8 protein-coding genes are annotated in these 21,300 nt (G+C 53.5%); 1 reads left to right on the forward strand and 7 read right to left on the reverse strand.

From position 1 onward, the window contains the following. Positions 1–127: 127 nt before the first annotated feature. The 6 genes from METMI_RS26320 to METMI_RS0114770 form a co-directional block, all read right to left on the reverse strand. Positions 128–1,057 (reverse strand): PAS domain S-box protein, encoded by a 930-nt coding sequence (locus METMI_RS26320; protein WP_019867064.1) that lies wholly within the window; start codon positions 1,055–1,057, stop codon positions 128–130. After that, positions 1,054–3,969 (reverse strand): chemotaxis protein CheB, encoded by a 2,916-nt coding sequence (locus tag METMI_RS0114740; RefSeq protein ID WP_019867065.1) that lies wholly within the window; start codon positions 3,967–3,969, stop codon positions 1,054–1,056. The genes METMI_RS26320 and METMI_RS0114740 overlap by 4 nt, the downstream gene beginning before the upstream one ends. Before the next feature lie 281 nt (positions 3,970–4,250). Then, positions 4,251–6,413, reverse strand: coding sequence for a beta strand repeat-containing protein (locus METMI_RS25565; protein WP_019867066.1), 2,163 nt, complete (start codon positions 6,411–6,413; stop codon positions 4,251–4,253). Positions 6,414–7,094: 681 nt separating this feature from the next. Further along, entirely contained in the window at positions 7,095–7,256 is a 162-nt protein-coding gene (locus METMI_RS27045; protein ID WP_019867069.1) for a hypothetical protein, read from the reverse strand. Between the two features lie 108 nt (positions 7,257–7,364). Then, on the reverse strand, positions 7,365–8,009 hold the full coding sequence (locus METMI_RS0114765) for a YchE family NAAT transporter (protein WP_019867070.1): 645 nt from the start codon (positions 8,007–8,009) through the stop codon (positions 7,365–7,367). Between the two features lie 247 nt (positions 8,010–8,256). Then, positions 8,257–8,847 carry an NAD(P)H-dependent oxidoreductase gene (locus tag METMI_RS0114770; RefSeq protein WP_029151723.1) on the reverse strand — a complete coding sequence of 197 codons (591 nt, stop codon included), beginning with the start codon at positions 8,845–8,847 and terminating at the stop codon, positions 8,257–8,259. A gap of 931 nt (positions 8,848–9,778) precedes the next feature. On the opposite strand from METMI_RS0114770, the gene METMI_RS0114775 reads away from it, so the two are divergent. Continuing rightward, positions 9,779–12,349 carry a COR domain-containing protein gene (locus tag METMI_RS0114775; protein ID WP_019867072.1) on the forward strand — a complete coding sequence of 857 codons (2,571 nt, stop codon included), beginning with the start codon at positions 9,779–9,781 and terminating at the stop codon, positions 12,347–12,349. Positions 12,350–12,441: 92 nt separating this feature from the next. Here the strand turns inward: METMI_RS0114775 and METMI_RS0114780 are convergent, their stop codons facing one another. Beyond that, the gene (locus tag METMI_RS0114780) at positions 12,442–21,129 is read right to left on the reverse strand and encodes a GH36-type glycosyl hydrolase domain-containing protein (protein WP_019867073.1); all 8,688 of its coding nucleotides are present in this window, start codon (positions 21,127–21,129) and stop codon (positions 12,442–12,444) included. Positions 21,130–21,300: the final 171 nt, after the last annotated feature.

Raw genomic sequence — 21,300 nt, forward strand, 5'->3', positions numbered from 1 at the left:
GCCCGGTCATGGGTCATGGCCGGGCTGATGTCGCCTTAACGTTTCCAAAATACCTATAGGCACTGTAAACGTTACGGAACGGGTTACAAACCCGTTCCAGCTGTGGTTTTTGGGGGTTGATCCGGAGTTACCCGCCCCAGGCTTTTCCTTTGCTGATGTCACCTTGTGCGGCGACATAATGGAGCAAGCCGCCATCATCCCCGTGAACCGCCGTGATGGTGAGCCAGGCCGGATAAACCCCGCCATTTTTGTGCAGGTTCCAGATTTCGCCTTGCCATGCCCCCGTCGTATGGAGGCTATGCCACATGGCGGCATAAAACGTTTGCCCGTGCCGTCCCGACCTAAGCATCCGGGGCGTATGGCCAATTGCTTCTTCCGGGCTGAAACCGGTGATGCCTGTGAAGGCTGGGTTCACTTTCAAAATCACGTTGTTGGCATCGGTGACGAAAATGCCTTCTTGCGATTCAAAAGCGGCGGCGGCAATGCGCAATCCTTTCTCGACTTGCTTGCTTTTGCTGATGTCGGTCAGGGCAACCCGCAAGGTCGGCTGGGCATTGACAGGATCGTTACGGAGGCAGTCGAGGTGGGCATGGAACACTGAACCGTCGGGATGGAGCATTTGCAGGTCAAATGTCTGCTTGTCAGCTTTGGCAAGGCCCATCATGTTCAAAAACAGGCGATGCCAGCGGTCTTTGTCATCGGGGGCGACAAACTGCGAGAACCGCCGCTTCAGCAACTTGGTGCGGTCTATCCCCAGCAAGCTAGACCCTGTCAGGTTGAGTTCACTCATCAAACCCTCACGGGTGATGGTGATGTAGCCGATGGGGGCAAACTCATACAAGTCCACAAAGCGGTCCCGGGCTTCTTCAATGGCGATCAGGGCCCTGCGCAATTCTTCATTTTGCATTTCCAGTTCGATTTTATGGACTAAAAGCTCATGCAGCAGGATTTCTGTCGGTTGTGCCGTCATTTTTTCGGGGGATAAGCTGCCCACCAGTTTTTCGGCTTCCGTCCGTAATAGTTGGCGTGATTCAATCCCATCAAGTTTGTTGTTCATATCTTATTTTCCCTATGCTTATCAATGGAGCCGTCGCCAACCTCTTCTGTTGTCAACAAAATCAACGAGGGGCCGCTGGTTTTGCCGACAATCCGGCGGGCGTTCAGGAGGATTTTGTGCTGCCCGATCACCGGAAAATCATGCTCGACCAGATAAGCTTCAACCGCTTGGTCGCGGGGCAAAATGATTTCCAACAATTCGCGCAAGGCGGGGATATTCCACTGCCCATTGCCCAAATCGTAAATTTTGTGCCCGACCGTGTCGGTGGGCGTCACCTTAAAATAGTCGTAAAAGACGCGGTTGGCAGTCACCACTTGTAACTGGCTATCCAGCACCAGCAAGGGCTTGCGGATGTTGTCGACGACGTTTTCAGCCAGCTCACGCGCCAGTTGCACCGCCGTTTCTGCGGCCACGCGCTTGCTGATGTCGGTGAAGGTCAGCACCACGCCTTCGATGACATTATCCAAAGTGCGGTAGGGTTGGATACGCACCAGGAACCAGGCGCCGTTTTGGATTTGCACTTCCTGTTCAAACGGCACCAGTGACTCCAGCACGGCTTGGGCTTTGCTCAGCAATTCTTCGCCTTCGAGATTGGATTTGATGTCGTTCAATGGACGCCCCACATCGGTGGCCACCAGCCGGTAAAGTTGGGTGGCTTCGCGTGTGAAACGCCGGATAACCATGTGTTCGTCCAGAAACACCGTGCCGATATTGGTGTTGTCGAGCAGGTTCTTCATGTCATTTTGCATCCGTGCCAATTGCTCGATTTTGGCTTGCAGTTCGGCATTGACGGTGATGAGCTCTTCGTTGACCGATTGCAGTTCTTCTTTGGAGGTTTCCAGCTCTTCGTTAGTGGATTGCAATTCCTCGTTGGTCGATTGCATTTCTTCGTTAGCCGATTTGAGTTCCTCATTGGAGGCTTGTTGCTCTTCCATGCCCGCTTGGTAGCTTTCTTTCAGGTAAGCCAGCTCCTGTTCCAATTCGTCAATGCGCCCCAGTTCGGCAGGTTTGGCAATGCGTTTGCGCGATGGCTTGAGCGTTGGGTTGGCAATATCCTGAAAACTCACCAGCAGCAGGTTTTGGTTGCCATCCGTGATAGGCAAGGGCCTGACACTGAGGCTGACCGTACTAAAACCGCCATTGGTTTTGACCTGCACGAGCTTGTTCAAGGTCAAGGTTTTGTCATCGGCAGCGGCGCGTAAGGCCGAGCGTAATTCCAGTTCCAAGCCTTCGCGGGCCATTTCAATGATATTGAGCGTGGCTTGGCCCGGCGCGGGACGCAAGTATCTGCCCGTATCGTTATGTACATAAAGGATGTCGCCTTTGCCGTCGGTGACGACTGAGGGGGGCGCGTAATATTGCACCAACACCCGACGGGTCAATTCGGCAAAATTCGTGTCCTTCGGTTTGTTCATAGCTTCCTCGGAAGGTTTGTCGCCTGTTTCTGCGGTCCAAGACACCACATGGGACATGACGGCACGGGAAGACGTGATGGAATGGGTGGCACGGTAGAACTTCCATTTACGGTTCAGGGATGAGAATAAATCGGTGTGGTTGCCGATGCTCTCGGACGGCGACAAAAACAATACCCCGCCGGGTTTAAGCGCGTAATGGAAGGCCGGAATCAGCCGGTTCTGCAATTCCGCTTCCAGATAAATCATCAGGTTACGGCAGCTGAGCAAATCCAGCTTGGTGAAGGGCGGGTCTTTAATCACGTTTTGGATGGCGAACACCACCATTTCGCGGATTTCTTTTTTGACCCGGTAGCCTTTGTCTTCCTTGATAAAGAAGCGGCGTAGCCGTTCCGGGTTGACATCTTGGGCGATATTGGGCGGATAGATGCCCGCACGGGCGACGGCGATGACCTCTTCCGACAGGTCAGTGCTGTAAATCTGGATTTTGAATTCCTGATGTGATTTATCCATCAGTTCGCGCAGCAAGATGGCGATGGAGTAAGCCTCCTCGCCAGTGGCGCAGCCTGCCACCCAGGCCCGGAACACATAGTTGTCGGGTTTATCTTGGCAAAGTTTGGGCAGTATCTCTGTCTCCAAGGTGGCAAAGGCTTCCGGGTCACGGAAAAAATTGGTGACATTAATCAGCAATTCCTTAAACAGGGCGTTTACTTCAGCGGGGTTTTCTTTGAGGTAACGGGCATAAACGTCAGCGTCCTCAATCGTGTGCTGGGCCATCCGGCGTTCGATGCGCCGGCCTATCGTGCTTTTTTTGTAGAGCGAGAAATCGTGTCCGGTGATCGTCCGCAATTGCATGAGGATGCGGTTTATTCCCTTTGCTGATTTTGGTGTGGCGGGGGGGGCCGTATAAGCATAAATACTGCGGAAATCGCTTAACAGCGCTTCCGGCATTTTATCAACGGCCATAACATGGCTGGCGTAACCCGCCTGGATGGCGCTGGATGGCATCCCGTCATATTTTGCTGTGCCGGGTTCCTGTACCAGCGTGATGCCGCCACCCCCCAGGATGGCGCGTAAGCCTTGCGTACCATCCGTACCCGTGCCGGATAAAATGATGCCGACCGCGTTTTCTTGTTGGTCTTCCGCCAGTGAGCGCAAGAAAGCATCAATCGGCAAGCGATGTCCGCGTGGCTCATCCGGTGTGCTCAGTTGCAGCATGCCGTGGAAAATCGCCATATCACGGTTGGGCGGGATGACATACACGCAATTGGCTTCAACCAAGATTTGATCCTGTGCTTCAATCACCTTCATCTTGGTGCTGCGTTGCAGGATTTCAGCCAGCAGGCTGGTGTGGCTAGGGTCAAGATGCTGCACTATCACAAAGGCCATGCCGCCATTAACAGGTGCATGGCGGAAAAACTCTTCAAGCGCTTCTAAACCCCCGGCCGATGCGCCGATGCCGACGATAGGGAAGACGGAGGCGGTTTTTTTAGTTGCCATAGGCGTGCATGTCGGCAGAGGAATTGGCGATGATGGTTGTATTTACTTGCACAAAAGACCTTACATGAAATTAACCGGGCCATGATGGCTTGGTGGATTGCTATCTTAACATTATCCCTTCAGTCCGCTCATTTGGTGACGTGCCGATCAGCAATTCTCATTATGACACTCAGCAAAATAGGCTGGGGTGTACCCCGCAGGGCATAAAACGCAAGGAACCCCAACAGGGTGGCTGGTGGTGTTGGGATTGCGTTATTGCTTCATCCCAGCCTACGACACTCTTACAACACCATATCGCTAGTGGCCAGTGTGGTTATGCCTGTCAGTTGGATGGCGAACTCCGCCGTGTTATCAGCATCAGTGTTACCGTAAAGCACCCCGTTTGACATCATCAGTTGCCCTGCGAGCGTGAAGCTTGCGCCATTAGCAATGAATCCGGTAAAGGCATCGTTGGCGATGGTTGCGGTATTGGCGTCCAGGGTGGACAAGTCAATTTTGTCCTGCCCCCGCACAAAGTCGGTAATGACATCTCGTGTATTGCCGAGTATGCCCATTTCGGATAAGGCGTTGAAATCAAAACTGTCTTTGCCGCCACCACCCGTCAGGGTGTCAGCACCGCCCGCACCTTTCAGGACATTGGCTCCTGCGTTGCCAATAAGGGTGTCGCCATAATTGCTGCCGATAAGTTTCTCGATACTGACCAGCTTATCCGAGCCGGAGCCTCCGGTGGCCTGCGCCGCCGTCACCGCCAGACTGACTGTGATGGCGCTGCTTGCATAAGTGTATGAGACCGTATCGCTGCCGGATCCGCCATCAAGAATATTGTTGCCCGCCCCCGCATAAAGTAAGTTGTTCAAGCTGTTGCCGCTTAGGTTGGCTATACCTGTGGAAACCACCCGGCCATTTTCCACGTTGGCACCTAGGCTGTAGGCGCTTAGGGAACTGTTCACCAGGTCGATGCCGCCTGTGCTGGCGGTGGCGTTGGTTTCAGTGACCACATCATTGATGTTGTCCACAGAGTAGCGGTCAGAGCCGTTGCCGCCGATCAGGGTGTCGGCACCACTCCCTCCGTTCAGGCCATTAGCCCCGGTGTTGCCAATAAGGGTGTCGTTATAGTTGCTGCCGATGAGGTTCTCGATACCGACCAGCCTATCTGAGCCGGAGCCTCCGGTGGCCTGCGCCACCGTCACCGCCAAATTGACGGTGACGGCACTGGTTGCGCCATAGGTGTATCCGACGGTGTCGTTACCCGCGCCGCCGTCAAGGACATTATTGCCAGCACCCGCATAAAGTGCGTTGTTCAGGCCGTTGCCACTAAGGTTGGCCACGCCTGTTAACATAACCCGGCCAATCTCCACATGGGTAGGCAAGGAATAGGCGATGAGGTAACTGCGCACCATGTCGCTGCCACCTGTGCTGGTATTGGCGTCGGTTTCATGGACGGCATCACCCGCGTTGTCGACATCATAGCGGTCAGAGCCAGCGCCGCCGCTCATGCTGTCAATTCCGCTCCCCCCGTCAAGCATGTCTTTACCGGAGCCGCCCTTCAGGGTATCGTTGCCTGCGCCACCGTTCAGAATGTCGTTTCCGTTGCCGCCATTAATCGAATCATTCCCCGCCCCGCTTTTTATTAAGTCGTCGCCGGTTCCCCCATTGATGGTGTAGCTACCCGTAGCCGAAGCAAGGATGGTAATCTTATCGTTGCCTGCACCCGAATTGATGGTGTTGATTGCCGCAGCCGTCGAGGCGGTTATCACATCCGCCCCTGCATCCGTTGAAATGGTCTGCACCCCCGCCGTCGATTTTGCGGTTACTGTGACAGCATTGATGGCCGTGCTAGTGATGGTCTGTGCACCACCACCAGAGTTTGCCGTGACCGTTACAAGGTGTGCCCCTCCACCAATGGCGTCGCCAATAGTCTGGGCGCCGCCGCCTGTCGTGTTGGCCTTAACTATGGCAAGGCCAGCCCCATTGAGGGTCAGCGCACCCGCAACCGAGGTTGCTGTAATGGCGGCAAAACCAGTGCCCGTAGTTATGGCTTGCGCACCATCCGTGGAGATGGTGTTGAGTGTTGCGCTCCCGGTAAACGAGCCCATATTAACGGTAATCGCACCTGCACCGGATGTTGTCTTCAGGTTTACCCCGGCGGCTGCGAATGCGGCTTCAAAAAAAGCCCCCGTGGTGATGGTTTGTGCGCCAGCCACCGTTGTGTTAATGACAATTTTCTCGATATTTTTGATGTGGCTCCAGTAGCTATCATTGGGTGTGATAGCGGCAACACCAATCGGGATGATATTCAGTGTGTCAATGCCATCACCACCATTGAGGGCATCAAGGATACTCCATGTGCCCGTTGCCCCGTCATTGTAGGTCCCCTTAAAAGTGTCATTACCAAATCCTCCGACAAAGTTGTCTATATTCGTAGTCAGCCTGAAAGTGGCCATAAATTATTCCCCTAGATTAGTGTTGTCTATGCCCATAGCGGGCTTGGAAGCGGATCCTGAAATTGCTGGCCTTGCACCTGAACATTGGCTTGCCCCGCCCGTTATCATGACGGGGCTGCCCGAACAATTTAAAGAAGCCACATAAAATCGTTGCGCTGCATCATTCAGGATGAATGCCCATTTTTTCCTGGAAAGGCTTTAACGTTTATAACGGTCTGCCTGTGATTACATAAACCCCAGGCAAATCGTATAAATCGTTTGATACTTATGCGCCTTTTTTAAAAACCGCTCTGTGCGCTCCCGCACGGATTAGGCGAACTTTTTCTAAGGCCATGAAGAACAAGCCAGATGGCCACTAGTGCCCAGTCACTGTTGATGTGTCAGTGTTATTTTCGTAGGGGCGAGCGGTTGCCCGCCTGGATCGCTGCGGATGTTGGCACAGGCCATAAAAAAGGCGGACAACCGTCCGCCCCGGGTTTAGGTTGGCCCGACAAAAAATCATTGGCTGGGCACTAGGATAACAAGGTCTGTTTGGATTGGGTTTTTGGCGTCAACCGATAAGCAGGCTAACTTGGAGTGGTATGTAGTACCTTGATATTCAAGATAAATACCACGGCCATTAGCAACCAACTTTGATGGATATAAAACTTCCGCCCTTTTGTGATGCTGGTGGGGATATGGCTATTTAATGTTGGCTTCGGCAGCCGCCAAACCAGGGCGCAGGGTTTTCGCCTGTCCAATCACTTGGTGGATGTTGTTGTTTTGCTCAAGACTGGGTTTGGGTACGGATGGTGGGGCGATTTGCAAGCGATAGTCGGCTTGTAGCCCTGGCGCGTTCGCCAAGACGTTTCCAACTGCTTACCATCACTAAAAACGTTATGGAACGGGGCACCACCCCGTTCCGGCTTGGGTTACCCCTGTTTTTGCTTAAACTTGCGGGTGAAATAAATTTCATGGGAAGATTTTTACCAACACCGGAAACAGCTCGCCCAACCCTTTGGCGATAAATTCCACTGCAATGGATGTTAAAAACAGCCCCATGACCCGTGTCACCACGTTCATTCCGGTACGCCCCATGGCATCGGCAATCTTCGGGGCTGCCAATAACGCGGCCAGCACTAAAACAGACACCGATAAGATCACGCTGCCCACCAACAAAAAATGTTCCAAAGATTGCCCGCCATGCGCATAGACGATGGTGGTGCTGATTGCACCTGGGCCGCTCAACAAAGGGATTGCTAAAGGGACTATGGCAATAGAGTCTTTTTCGTAAGATTCGGCTTTTTCTTCAGGGGTATGACGGATGTTATCGTTGTTGGCAGAAAGCATGGAAATCCCCATCATCATCACCAATAACCCGCCTGACACCCGAAAAGCAGGGAGGCCGATGCCAAAAAAATGCAATATCGGTTCACCCGCCAGTAAGGAAATGAACAACACCATGGCGACTGAAAAGGCACAGACGATAGCCGTGTGCCGCCTTTCTTGTGGAGGGCGGTTGGTGGTCAGGGAAATAAACGTGGGAATAATGCCAATGGGATTGACTACGGAAAGCAAACCGACTAGAAGCTGTAAATATTCATTCCAATTCAGCATGGTTTATCCCACTGCTTGCGGCAGTTCCAGGCAACGACAGATCCCCTTCATTTTTTCGTATTTTTCATGGACATTATCACCCCAGCATTGTGCAAGGTGACACTATCGTCTAATTGGCGCCTGCCATCAAGCCTTATCATCGCAAACCCCGCATCATGCCCTTAGGATTTTCCACGCCAATCCCATAACGGCTGGTTTTGTGCTGATAAGTGATGCTGTGTTGGGTCACGCTTAGGGCAAGGCATGGCTATTTTCCGCTACGCCCCAGCAATTCCATTTTCGCTAGCCATTGTTTCCTTTTGCTATCGTCCATGCTATCGACCCTGCCGATCAGGGTTTCTTGGGTAGGTTTGATGCCGCAAAATTGCAGGATATTCCGCTCCAGGCTTTTCAAGCTATGGGCCAAGTAATACCAGCGAAAGATAATCGCTGGCATCCCCATCGTCACGACAATATGCGCGGTTTTCCCGGCCAGCAACTTTTTCCATCTGAGCCCATCAGTACCTTTGTCGATAGCAAACCCCGGACGGAACACCTGTTCGATAAACGCTTTTAAATACGCGGGCATGGAGCCTAACCATAAGGGGTAGATAACCACCAGATGCTGTGCGGATTGGATGGTTTGCCGGGCTTGTTGAAGGCTTTCTGGGGCTACGCCCTCATAAAAATCAGCGTAGGTGCGTAGTATCGGGAATTGGATGTGGGCGATGTCGATAAGTTGGACGTTATGCCCCGCCGCTTGTGCGCCTTTGATATAGGCTGCGGCAAGTGCATGGCAAAAACGGTTGCCGGCGGGATCGGGGTGTCCTTGGATAAGGGCGATGTGTTTGGTTTCCATAAGATTCTCGGTTGCTTGTTGAACACCATTCGGTTGGTTTACGACCATTGCGAAATAGCTTTGCAATTTGTCTTCACTCAGCCAGCGGCGTAGTTATAGCCTAAGCAATCATATTTGCCTAAAAGACTACGTTTTGTCGCGACGTTTATGGAGTAATTTGCGGACATTGTGCATGGTTAAAATCGAAAGAAAACTTTTAATACGCTCTTTTAAGTAGTAGTGCAAAAGTCTTTTAACATTACAATTTGTAAAGTCTGGGGTTCACACGTCTTCACCATCAAGCTAAGAGAGCATCGTCATTCCGGCAGGGATTGCCGGAATCCAAGAGTCACGGACGGCAATCTACACAGGGTACCTCCCTGTAATCTGGATTCCGGCGATCCTTGCCGGAATGACGGCCTCTTCTTAAAATGTTAAAAGACTTATGCACTCTTACTTACTCCCAACCTAGAGTTTTCAGTTTCATAAAGCGGGGCAATTTCCTCGGCTGTTTCAAGCGATTCATCTGCTAGATATTGGACGGCCACGGAAGAATCATCACGGATAATCTTTTCTATGTCCATTTCGTTGGTTAGTTGATGGGTTAATCTTCATTAGAAGCATGCCTGATATACCGCCCCAGCACTGTACGTTAGCGCACTAAATCTTTAATTATCGGCACGTGCTTTATGCCGGAAACGGCTTTCACGCCTTGCTCAAAAGTCCTAATTCTGGCCTACGGAGCTATCGTTCCCACACTCTGGCGTGGGAATGCAACTTGTGACGCTCCAGCGTTGCTTTTTTCGTTTCACAACGCCGGAGCGTTGGTGGATGAATTCCCACGCCGGAGCGTGGGAACTATGTCACGATGGCCACGGTTTAGAATTGACGCGGTTGTGGTTTAACATAGCTGCCAAAACCACTAACCCTTTAATTGCTACGCAGGCAAACCATGTCAGAAAAAGCCTCACAACGTATTGCCGAAAATATAAAGACCAAAGATGAAAACCTAGATTTGAGTGAGTGCGGTTTAGTCACTTTACCTATGGAGTTAAAAACCTGTAGTTGGTTGTCTGGGTTAAATTTAAAACGTAATTTCAATCTTACCGACTTATCTCCGCTGTCAGCCTTGATTAATTTGCAAACACTTGATTGCTCCTTCACCGAAGTCAATGACTTGTCGCCTCTGTCGGCCTTGACCAACTTGCAAGGACTTGATTGCTCCAGCACCCAAGTCACCGATCTGTCGTCACTTTCCAGCTTGGCAAGCCTGCAAAACCTTTCCTGTATGCGTTCGTCAATAACTGATTTATCACCACTGTCGGCATTGATTAATTTACAAAGCCTTTTCTGCACAGAAACATTAGTTTCTGATCTGTCTTCAATTTCTGTTCTGATAAACTTAAATCGAATTAGTTTTGCCTTTACAAACGTTACAAATTTGCTTTCTATTAGCAATCTAATTCAAAAAAATAACATTTCAGTTATTTCTGAAGATGAAACTTCAGAAAAAAGCTTTATTTTTATTGGGAATTGCCCCCTCATCTGCCCACCCCTAGAAATTGTCCAAGATTCCCCGCAAGCCGTGCGCGACTATTTTGAAGAACTCGGCGATGACCCGCTTAAGCTCAACGAAGTAAAAATCATTTTTCTTGGCGAAGCCTCGGCGGGCAAGACCTCTTTGGTCAAGCGTCTGATGGGCGAGGCGTTTGATGCCAAAGAAAGCCAAACCCACGGTATCCGCATCCGGAAATTGCCGTTTACGATGGCGGACGACGACACCGTGCTGGCGCATTTGTGGGATTTTGGCGGACAGGAGGTGATGCACGCCACGCACCAGTTTTTCTTGTCGCAACGTAGCGTCTATGTGTTGTTGCTGAACAGCCGCAACGACGACCAAGCCGAAAAGTGGCTAAAACATGCGGAAAGTTTTGGCGGGCGTTCGCCGGTGTTGGTGGGCTTGAATAAGATTGACGAAAACCCGTCTTTTGAAGTCGAGCGCAAAAGCCTGCAAGAAAAATACCCGCAAATCCGTGCTTTTTTCCGTTTGTCATGCAAGGATGACAAGGGCTTAGAAGAATTTAAGGCCGCGTTGTGCCAAGAGATCGACCGCGCCGACACCCGACGCACGCCTTTTCCGGGTCATTGGCTGGCGGTGAAGGAACATTTTGCCGATATGCAGGCTGATTTTATTGCATCAGCAGAATTTCAGCAGGTTTGCATGGAAAAAGGCGTGACGCGGCAATTGAGCCAAGATGTCTTACTGCAATTATTGCATGACTTGGGCGTGGTGATTAATTTCCGCAACCTGCATTATTTCGACACCCAAATCCTTAATCCGCTGTGGCTGACCAACGGCGTATACCGCATTATCAATTCCGAGCGGCTTGCCAACAACGGCGGTTTGCTGGCGGAAGCTGATTTTGACGCGGTGATTAACGATCCGCGTTATCAAATCCAAAACACCGGAGAAAAAGCCTTTCACTATCCCAAAGACAAGCTGCATTTTATTGTCCGGGTGATGCAGGAGTTTGAGCTGTGTTTTAGTTTGGATGACCGCCGCTATGTCGTGCCGCAATTGCTGCCCGCCAATGCGCCGGATTTTGCTTTTGACGGCGCGGTGCTGCATTTTGTCATCCACTTTCCTGAGTTTTTGCCGAACAGCGTGTTTCCGCGCTTGATGGTGAAACTGCATACTTTTTTACGCGGTGAAGACCGTTGGCGCACGGGTATGGTGTTGGAAAAGCCGAGTGTGTTTGCCGCTTTGGCACGGGTGCGCTGGGATAAGGAAGACCAAAAATTGCTGGTTGATGTTTGCGGCGAAGATCGGCGGCGTTTGTTGAGTTTTATACGGGAAACGGTGAAAGAAATTACCGCCGATTTTACCAGCCTAAATTTTGTTGAGTGGGTGCCAGTGCAAGATTGTGAGGATGTGCTGGACTACGATTATTTGGTGGAAGCCGAGAAAGCGGGAGAAACCGAGGTTTTCATCAAGCAACTGAAAAGGCGGGTTAAAATCGCCGATTTGTTAAACGGTGTGGAGGAAGCAACGATGCGTGATGAATACGAACAAAAACCAGTGCGGGCGTTTGTGTCCTATGCCCACGTGGACACTGAGCATTTGAAAGATTTACACACGGCTTTGTCGCCTTTAATACGCCTGCAAAAACTGCAACTTTGGGATGACCGCAGTATTGATGCTGGCACGGAATGGCGAGAGGTGATTTTTCAGCAATTGGCAGAAGCCGATATTATCTTGTGTTTGGTGTCGCCGAGTTTTGTAGCTTCCGATTTTTGTTATGTTGAAGAATTCGCGGCGGCTTTAAAGGCGCATCAGAAAGGCGACTTAACCATCGTGCCGATTATGATCCGTAGTGTTGATTGGTCTGATTTGCCGATAGCGGCAATCCAAGGTGTGCCTGGGGTTTGGATTAATTCAGCGACAAACAAAGACGAAGAATGGACAAAAGTGTCCCGTTCTTTGCGGCCTGTGTTGGAGAAGGTGAAGGCAAAACGCAGGTAGCTAAGTACCCACGCATAAGTTTTCAGGCATTAAAACCTGTCAGGTCTTTAAGACCTGATAGGTTTATACAAAAAATTTTGGCACGATCTCAACTACCCCATCACCACCCGCACCTTATGCACACCCCCGTCATCTTGCAAAATGACACGGTTGTCTAACTGCCGCTGACCATCCACTTCAACCATCACCACCCCGCGCATCACGCCATTGGGATTTTCCACACTAATCTCATAACGGCTGGTTTCGTGCTGATAAATGATGCTGTAACTGCGCCAAGCCTTAGGGATACAGGGATTAAAAACCAGCGTCCCGGCGCGGACTTGCAAACCTAAAATAGATTCCAAACCGGCGCGGTAATACCAACCCGCCGCCCCTGTGTACCAGGTCCAGCCGCCACGCCTGACATGTGGCGGTTCGGCGTAAATGTCCGCCGCCAGCACATACGGTTCGACTTTGTAAGCGTAAACACCGGTACGGGTGGACGTGCGTTTGATCGGGTTGAGCATCCGTAGCAATTCCGCCGCTTGGTCGCCATCGCCCAGCAGGGCGTAGGCAATCACCGACCACACCGCCGCGTGGGTGTATTGCCCGCCGTTCTCGCGCACACCGGGCGGGTAGCTTTTGATATAACCGGGGTCACGTTCGGTTTTATCGAAAGGTGGCGTGAATAGCAACAGCAGTTCCTCGCCATCACGCACCAGATATTCTTGCACCGAACTCATCGCCCGCCGTGCGCGCCCGTCATCGGCAACGCCGGACATGACAGCCCAGCTTTGCGCGATGGAATCAATCCGGCATTCGGCATTGGCGGCGGAACCTAAGGCGGTGCCGTCATCAAAATAGGCACGCCGGTACCAGGCGCCGTCCCAGGCTTCGGCTTCGATGGCGGCTTTCAGTTGCTCGGCATGTCCGTTCCAGCGGTTGGCGCGTTCGCTATCGCCCCGTGCGCTTGCCACTTTAGTAAATCCGTTTAGCGTGGCGATTAAAAACCACGCCAGCCATACGCTTTCTCCTTTGCCTTGGTTGCCGACGCGGTTCATGCCGTCGTTCCAATCGCCGCTGCCCATCAAGGGCAGGCCATGCCCACCGGTTGCCAGACTCACATCCAAGGCACGGGCGCAGTGTTCGTAAAGGCTGGCTTGCCGGGTGGAGTGGGTGGGTTGGAAGTAAGCATCATCCTGATCCGGCGCCAGCACCAGGCCTTCCAGAAACGGCAAGGCTTCGTCCAATAGTTGCGTATCGCCAGTCACGTTGAGATAGTGCGTAAGGACATAAGGGAGCCAGACACGGTCATCGGAAAAATGCGTGCGCACCCCCCGGCCTGTTGGCGGATGCCACCAATGCTGCACGTCGCCTTCGCCAAATTGCCTGGCCGCTGCACGTAGCAGGTGGGCACGGGCAAGATCGGGCCGGGCTACCGTTAAAGCCATGCTGTCCTGCAATTGGTCGCGGAAACCATAAGCCCCGCCGACTTGATAAAAGCCCGCCCGCGCCCACATCCGGCAGCTGAGGGTTTGATACAGCAGCCAGCGGTTCAACAAAATATCCAATTCGCGGTCCGGGGTTTTGACCTGGACTTTGCCCAGCACGGTTTCCCATGCTTGCGTGGCTAGCGCAAACGTCGCCACGACCGGTGTGGCGCGGTATTGCTGCACCAAGCCGCTGGCCTGGGCGCGGTCTTTGCCTTGCCCTAACAGAAAAACAATTTCCACCCGCCCGTTCGGTGCCAGTTCACAGGGGGTTTGCAATGCGGCGCAGGTGTCAAATCCCGCCCCGATCCGGTTTTTGAGTGGTTTTTCAGTGAGTAAGCCAGCAGGCGCGTCCAAACTGCCGTTGCGGCCGAGGAATTCAGTACGGTTGGTCGTCCAGCTGGTTTGTAAATCGCACAGATCAGCAAATGCGATACGCCCGCCGAATTCGACATCCCAAGGGTTGTAGGCAAACACTGCACCCGTCACCGGATCCAGTTCGGTGATGATATGCGGGGCGGTGACGCTACGTGACGCCCCTAACACCCATTCGACATAAGCCGTGACCGACAGTTTGCGGGGGCGGCCGGACACGTTGGTTAAGGTCAACACCGAGATTTTGACCGGATCGTCGGGGCTGACCAATTGCAGCAGTTCACTATGGACACCGTGCGAGGCGTGTTCAAAACGGCTATAACCTTGCCCGTGGCGGATCACATAACTGGCGTTTTCCACCCGGATCGGCAAGGCGGTGGGGCTCCATAGTTCGCCCGTTGCCTCGTCCCGGATATAAAACGCTTCACCGGGCGGGTCGCTGACCGGATCGTTGGACCAAGGCGTCAATTGGTTTTCGCGGCTGTTGCCCGACCAGGTGCAGCCACTGCCCACTTCCGACACGGTAAAACCAAATTCGGCATTGGCGATGACGTTAATCCACGGTGCGGGTGTCCACTGGTTGTTATCCAAAACAATGACATATTCGCGCCCGTCTTCGGTAAACCCGCCCAAGCCATTGAAAAATTCCAGTGGCGGCAAGGCCAAGGCGGGCGTGTTGGCGGCAATGTCTGGCAGGGTTTTGGGCAGGACGAACGCTGATGCGGGCCGTGGCCGCCTTAACAATTGCTCGGCTAAGGTGCCGCGGCTGCTGACCAGCACCGCGCGGGCGGCAGTCTGCAACAACCGCTGGGACTCCATTGGCAGTTGGTCGCCGCGCATGACAAAAATCGCCCCTGGGTTTTCGGGTTCCTGGTGCGTTGAAATGGCTTGGTTTTCCCGCACCATGCCTTCCAGTAAGGCCTGCAAATCTTCAACATAAGACAGTTCCTTTTCGTTCAGTATCACCAAATCGACGGCTAGCCCTTTCATGCGCCAATATTCATGGGCGCGGAGCAATTGTTCGACGATGCCGCGGTCTTCAAGTTCGGTGACCCGCAGCACGACAATCGGCCGGTCCCCTGAAATGCCGTATTGCCACAGCCCCGTGACATTTAAGGTGTTCATTTGCATTAGCTTGCTGGCGGAACGCATGGACGGGTCGGCAAACAGCAAACGGTTGGCCAAATCCTGGAACAATTGTGCTTCGTCAGGTTTGATGCGCAGATGGTGGAGCTGGATATGGGCATGTGTCCATGCCAAGACGGACGCACGTTCAAATGCCGCGATGTTGTGGTATTTGTCCGCCAAATCTTCCGCAGCCGTGCGCGAGTGGGCAATCAGCGTAGTGAATGTGGCATGTTCGGTCGTGCCCGGGGCGATACGCAAACGGGTCCGCAGACTAAAAATCGGATCCAACACCGCGCCGACGGTGTTGGTGAGCGGCCTGCCATCCATCACTGCGATGGGTGCGCGCACCGTTTGGCCGCGTCCGACAAAGCGGGAGCGGTCGGTTTCGTATTGGAAGCCTTGGCCATTTTGACGGCCTGCCAACACCTGTACAGCCCAAAGGACGGGGTCAGTACTGGTTCGTGGCCGACGGTGGGCCAGCAATCCGTGCACTTGCGGCAGAGGCTCGGTGTGGACGAACAGGTTGGAAAAGGCCGGATGGGCGATATCCGTGGGCATAGGGGCAAGGACAATCTCGGTGTAAGAGGTGATTTCAATTTCGCGGGTGCGCGGGCCATTATTGGTCACGCTCAAACGGCGGATTTCGGCATCGTCTTCCGGCGATATGACAATCTCCAAGGTACTGGCCAAGTCGCCATCGGTGCGGATGAGGCGGACGCGGTCTTCGGCAAACAGCACTTCATAGGCATCGGGTAGCGCGGCGGTGGGTTGGTAGCCCGCGGACCACACCTGGCCGCTGGCGACATCACGCAGATAAAGGTAACTGCCCCAGTTGTCACGGGTCACATCTTCACGCCAGCGCGTCACCGCCAGGTTCCGCCATGCGCTGTAACCGGAACCGGCGGCGGTGACCATCACCGCATAACGCCCGTTCGACAGCAAATGCGCCGAAGGCACGTTGGACGTAGGCGAAGGCACCCGCCGCACAGGCGGTTGCACCGAGTCCTTGACTTCGGCAAGGGCTTCTAGGACAGGCAAACTGCTGGTGTCCGCGCCGCGTGGGATGCGTTCCTGCAATAGCAAATCGGCCGCTTGGATTTGCGGCGCACGGTGGAAACGATGGCGCATCAACCCGTCATGGACGACATTGGCGAACGCCACCAGGGACATCCCTTGATGATGCGCCATATAGCAACGCACCATCGCCACGGCTTGGCCTTCCGCAAGCCGGCTCGGCGTGAAGTCCAGCGCTTCATAAAAACCGTAACGGCCCAACGCGCCATGCTTTTCCAAACGGGCGAAATTTTCCACGGCGGCATGGGGCAGATACATCGCCGCCAAGGCCGTGGCATAAGGGGATATCACCAGCTCTTCATCCAGCCCGCGCTTCATGCCTAAGTCAGGCACACCAAACGCGGAGTATTGATAAGTAAATTGCAAGTCACGCCCGTTAAAGGCCGATTCGGAAACGCCCCACGGCACCGCGCGTTCCTTGCCGTATTCAATCTGGCGTATCACCACCAAGCGGCAAGTTTGGTCAAGCAGGCTGTAGCGCGGCGTAAACGTCACCAGCGACGGCATCAGGTATTCAAACATCGAACCTGACCACGACAACAACACCGTGCCTTTGGCGGCGCGGGTCAGCCGTCGTCCTAAATGGAACCAGTGCGTGTCCGGCACATCGCGTTTGGCGATGGCGATAAAACTGGCCAGCCGCGCTTCGGAAGCCAGCAAATCGTAATAACTGGGGTCTAGCGTGCCTTCGGTGACGCGGTAGCCGATTGAAAACAAATGGCATTCCTTATCATACAGAAAACCAAAATCCATATCGTGGAACAAGCTATCGCATTGGGCCACCATATTTTCCAAACGCGCTGTGAGTGCGGTGGCTTGCTGCCTGGCTTGCCGAAGCGCCACTGCCAAGACTTTTAAGTCAGCGGATTCGATGGTGTTTTCGGGCAATGCCTGAATCCCGGCCAGAACCAGCGCGTAGCAGGCGGCCATCCCGTTCAGCGGCATTGCCAGCGTCAAGTGATGCGTTGGCGTATTACTGTTTTCGGAAAAATGCTCTGGGATATGCAGCCACGGCAACAGATTGTTCATATCCAATGTGTGCGAACGGGTGTCATTGCGTAGCAATTTTGCCCAGGCCAACACTTCATTGTCCACCATATCGCCCCGTTCGGCCGCGTAAGCCCTTGCCAAGTCGTGCAGCGATTCGGTGCTGAGCGTCAATTGCCGCCATAAATGGCTCCAGCCGTTTGCGTCAGAGGGTTGGCTTATCAACAGCCCGCCGATGACCAGGCTTTTTTGCTGCAACTCTTTCAGCGTCACGGTCAAGGTGCGTTTTTCATCGGTCATATTGGCGAGCGCGGCCAATAGCAGTTGCTGGGTGTCCGCCAGCCCCGTCAAGGCATTCGGTAGCCTAAGCGGGCTGGCCAGAAGTTCTTGGCAAGTTTCCGACAAAGCCAATAAATGCCCGGCCAAATTACCGCTGTCTACGGTGGAAATGTACCTGGGCTCCAGCACTTGCAGGGTTTGGGTGTCGTACCAATTGTAAAAATGTCCGTGCAGACGGGGCAGGGTGGCCAATGTCGTTAGGGTCGCTTCCAGCTGGTTGACGGTGTCGGTCAATCCCAACCAGCCAAAATCCCGTGCCGCAATAACCGACAATAAATACAGGCCGAAATTTGTCGGCGAGCTTCGATGCGCGGTAACTGGTTCGGGGTCTTCCTGAAAATTATCCGGCGGCAGGTGATTTTCCTCGGTGGTCACAAAAGTCGTGAAAAACCGCCAGATACGCCTGCCAATCAGGCGTAGTTTTGCGCTATCGTCAGACATCAGCGATTCGGCGTTATCGAGCCGGGGCGGCAAGCTTAAGGCTCTGGAGACTATCGGTGCCAGCCACCATAGCGCTAAAAATGGGGCGGCGACTTTGAGGCTGGCAGGGTTAAACACCAGCACCACCGCTGCCGCGCCGATGACCACGATAGACGAACCCAACAGGGGGCGGATGAGGCTTTTCAGGGTGTGGCCTGATGCGTCTTTTGCCTGCAAGGCGGTGACCCATTTCAGCAATTGGCGGTGGGTGATGAATAGCCGGATCAAAGTGAGGACAATAGCGTCTGTCATCCGCCAAGCGTGTTGGGCTAGCAAAGTCAAGGCCACCAGACTGTTGACGATGGCCCACAGGATATTTTCCACCGCCGCACGGACGTGGGCCAGCAACGAAATGCCGCGACGCGGCAAGGTGAATTCACAGGCGATGGTCAGCAAGGCGGGGAAAGCCAGTGCCGTCAGGACGAAGCCGATCAGTGCCGCCAGCGGCGCGTTCGGGATGGCCCAGATGGCCACCAATACCGAAAAAGTTGCCGGAGCGGATAAGGAACGGCGCAAATTGTCGAGCATTTTCCAACGCCCGATGATCGGCATGCCTTTGCCGCCCCGACCAAAAATCCACGGCAGCAACTGCCAATCGCCACGCACCCAGCGGTGTTCGCGGGACGCGGCGACTTCGGTGTGCGAAGGGAATTCTTCGAAAAACTCTATATCGCTGACCAAGGCGCAACGGGCATAAACGCTTTCGAACAAATCATGGCTGAGCTGGGTGTTGTCTGGCACCCGTCCCGCCAGCGCGGCCTCGAAGCTGTCAACATGGTACAAACCCTTGCCGCTGTAAGTGCTGAGCGCGAACAAATCCTGATACACCTCGGATACGGAACTGGAATAAGTGTCCGTGCCGGAAGTCCCGGCAAAAATCTGGTGGAACATCGAATGTTCGTGGCGTAGCGGCAACGTCGGCGTGACGCGTGGCTGGAGTATGCTGTAACCGTCCACCACACATTGGCACTGTGGGTCAAACACGGGTTGGTTAAGCGGATGGGCGGCGACACCGACCAATTGGCTGACCACGCCCATCGGCAAGCGGGTGTCGGCATCCAAAGTGATGACATAACAAACGCCTTGCGGGGTGGCGGCGGGCTCGCCGGCAATGGGCAGAAAAGACGTGTCGGTTGCGCCGCGCAACAAGCGGTTAAATTCATGCAGCTTGCCGCGTTTGCGCTCCCAACCCATCCATTTGCCTTCACTGGCATTCCACAAACGTTTGCGGTGGAAAACAAAAAAGTGCTGTCCGCCGTACTTGGTGTTGAGTGCCGCCACGGCAGCCATTGCGGTGCTGAGCAGTTGCCCGTCATCAGGCAGGGTTTGCTGGTCGGCATCGCACCAATCAGACAACAAGGCGAAATGCACTTGCCCTTCAGGGTTGGCGAGGTAACGGACTTCCATTTGTTCGATTTGGTTTTTCACTCCGGCTTCGCTGGTGAACAAGGTCGGCACAACGATAAAGGTGCTTAAGGCTTCAGGTACGCCGTCTTTAAATTCCAAGCGGGGCAAATGCCGTGGCGGCAAACCCGCACTGATAAGCCGGTTGACCAGCCCCACCGCAATGTCAGAAGCCGGGAACACGCCGAACAAGGCCAGCAAAGCCAATTGGAATTCGCTTAGCCCCGCAGCAAAGCTCAGGGTCAACGGCAATGCCAGCAACAATCCGGTCAACACAACCAAACCGCCCATGTACGCCAAGCCGGCGTTGGCGATAGTGGTGCGTAACCAGCGTTGCCGGAAAGAAGTCCGATAAGCGATTTCCTTCTCGAACGCGTACCTGCCCGCACCGATCAGATAAAACCCCGGTTCTTGCAGGCGTCCGTTGGCTGTGGTTTGTTCGCTGAGGTGCCGGATCTTGGCAATGACTAAATGGGCAATTTCCAGTTCCGAATGTGGCGAACGCCTAGCCAAGTCTTCTATGGCGTGGCGGTAACGGTCACGGGTGAGGAAATCCATCTTCCCATAGCCATCATGGGTGCGCAAACACGCATCGACCAAGCTGACTTCTTCGACAAACAACGACCAATCAAACGCAGAAATGGCCCGCATACTGGTGATGATGTTGCGGACGGTCGCGTTATCGGCGATTTGGTCGGCATGTTCACAATGCACGACATCATCAAGGCTCAAGTTTTTTCCGTTCAGCCATTCATTGATAAAAGCCAATGACGGCATCGCGCCCGAATGCGGGTCATGCAAACGTTGCAGGATTTGCACGGCGTAAGCTTGGCGCAAGGGTTCGCTAGGCAATACCCCGGCCGGGAATGGCGCATCCGGCTGGTCGGTGAGCGCTGCGGCTTGTTCGACTTGGTCAACAAAATCATCCGCCAACTTCCGGCCAGTTTGCGAGGCGATGACACGCACCGCTATGCGCCGCAAATTATCGACCAGCAACATCCGCAAGGTGATCGGTATCGCCCAGAGTTCGCCTAGCGTCAGCGGGTCAACGGCTTGATAGGCTTTAATAAAATGGATCAGCAAGTCAGCGGAAAAACGGCTGTCAGTATGGGCAACCAACGCCCAGACGATACCGTAAACGCGCGGGAACCCCGCCAACGCCCCTTCGGACAGTTTGGGCAATTCCAGATAATATTTTTCGGGCAAATCGCTTTGGATGTCGCTGACTTGTTCTTCGATGATATGGAAGTTGTCCAACAACCATTCCGCCGCCGGGGTGATGGCGTGTTGTTCCCGCACTGCCTTGGCGACGGTTTGATACGCTTCCAGCAACACTTGGGCATTATCGTGGACGCGGGGGATGAGTTTTTGGCCTTGTTTTTGGGCGCTGATTTTCTGCGCTTGCGCCAAACTGACTGCGTGTTGTCCTAAGCGTTCAGTGCTGAACAATTCAAAGCGGATGGGTTCTTCACCACCAGGATGGGCAACCCTAACACGCGGTTTTTGTTGTTGACGCTTCAGCATAGTTTATTTCCAAGTAAAACGTTGGTTAGGCAAGCGCTTTTTGTTGCCCAACATTCCAATACGCCGACATTCCAAAGTATTGGGCAACAAAAAAGTGTTGCCCAAGCTATATGCATCCATATAAGGCATTGGTTTTTAATTCCATATGGCGGTTTTATCCCGCACGCATGT

The sequence above is a fragment of the Methylovulum miyakonense HT12 genome (genome assembly GCF_000384075.1).
Lineage (GTDB): Bacteria > Pseudomonadota > Gammaproteobacteria > Methylococcales > Methylomonadaceae > Methylovulum > Methylovulum miyakonense.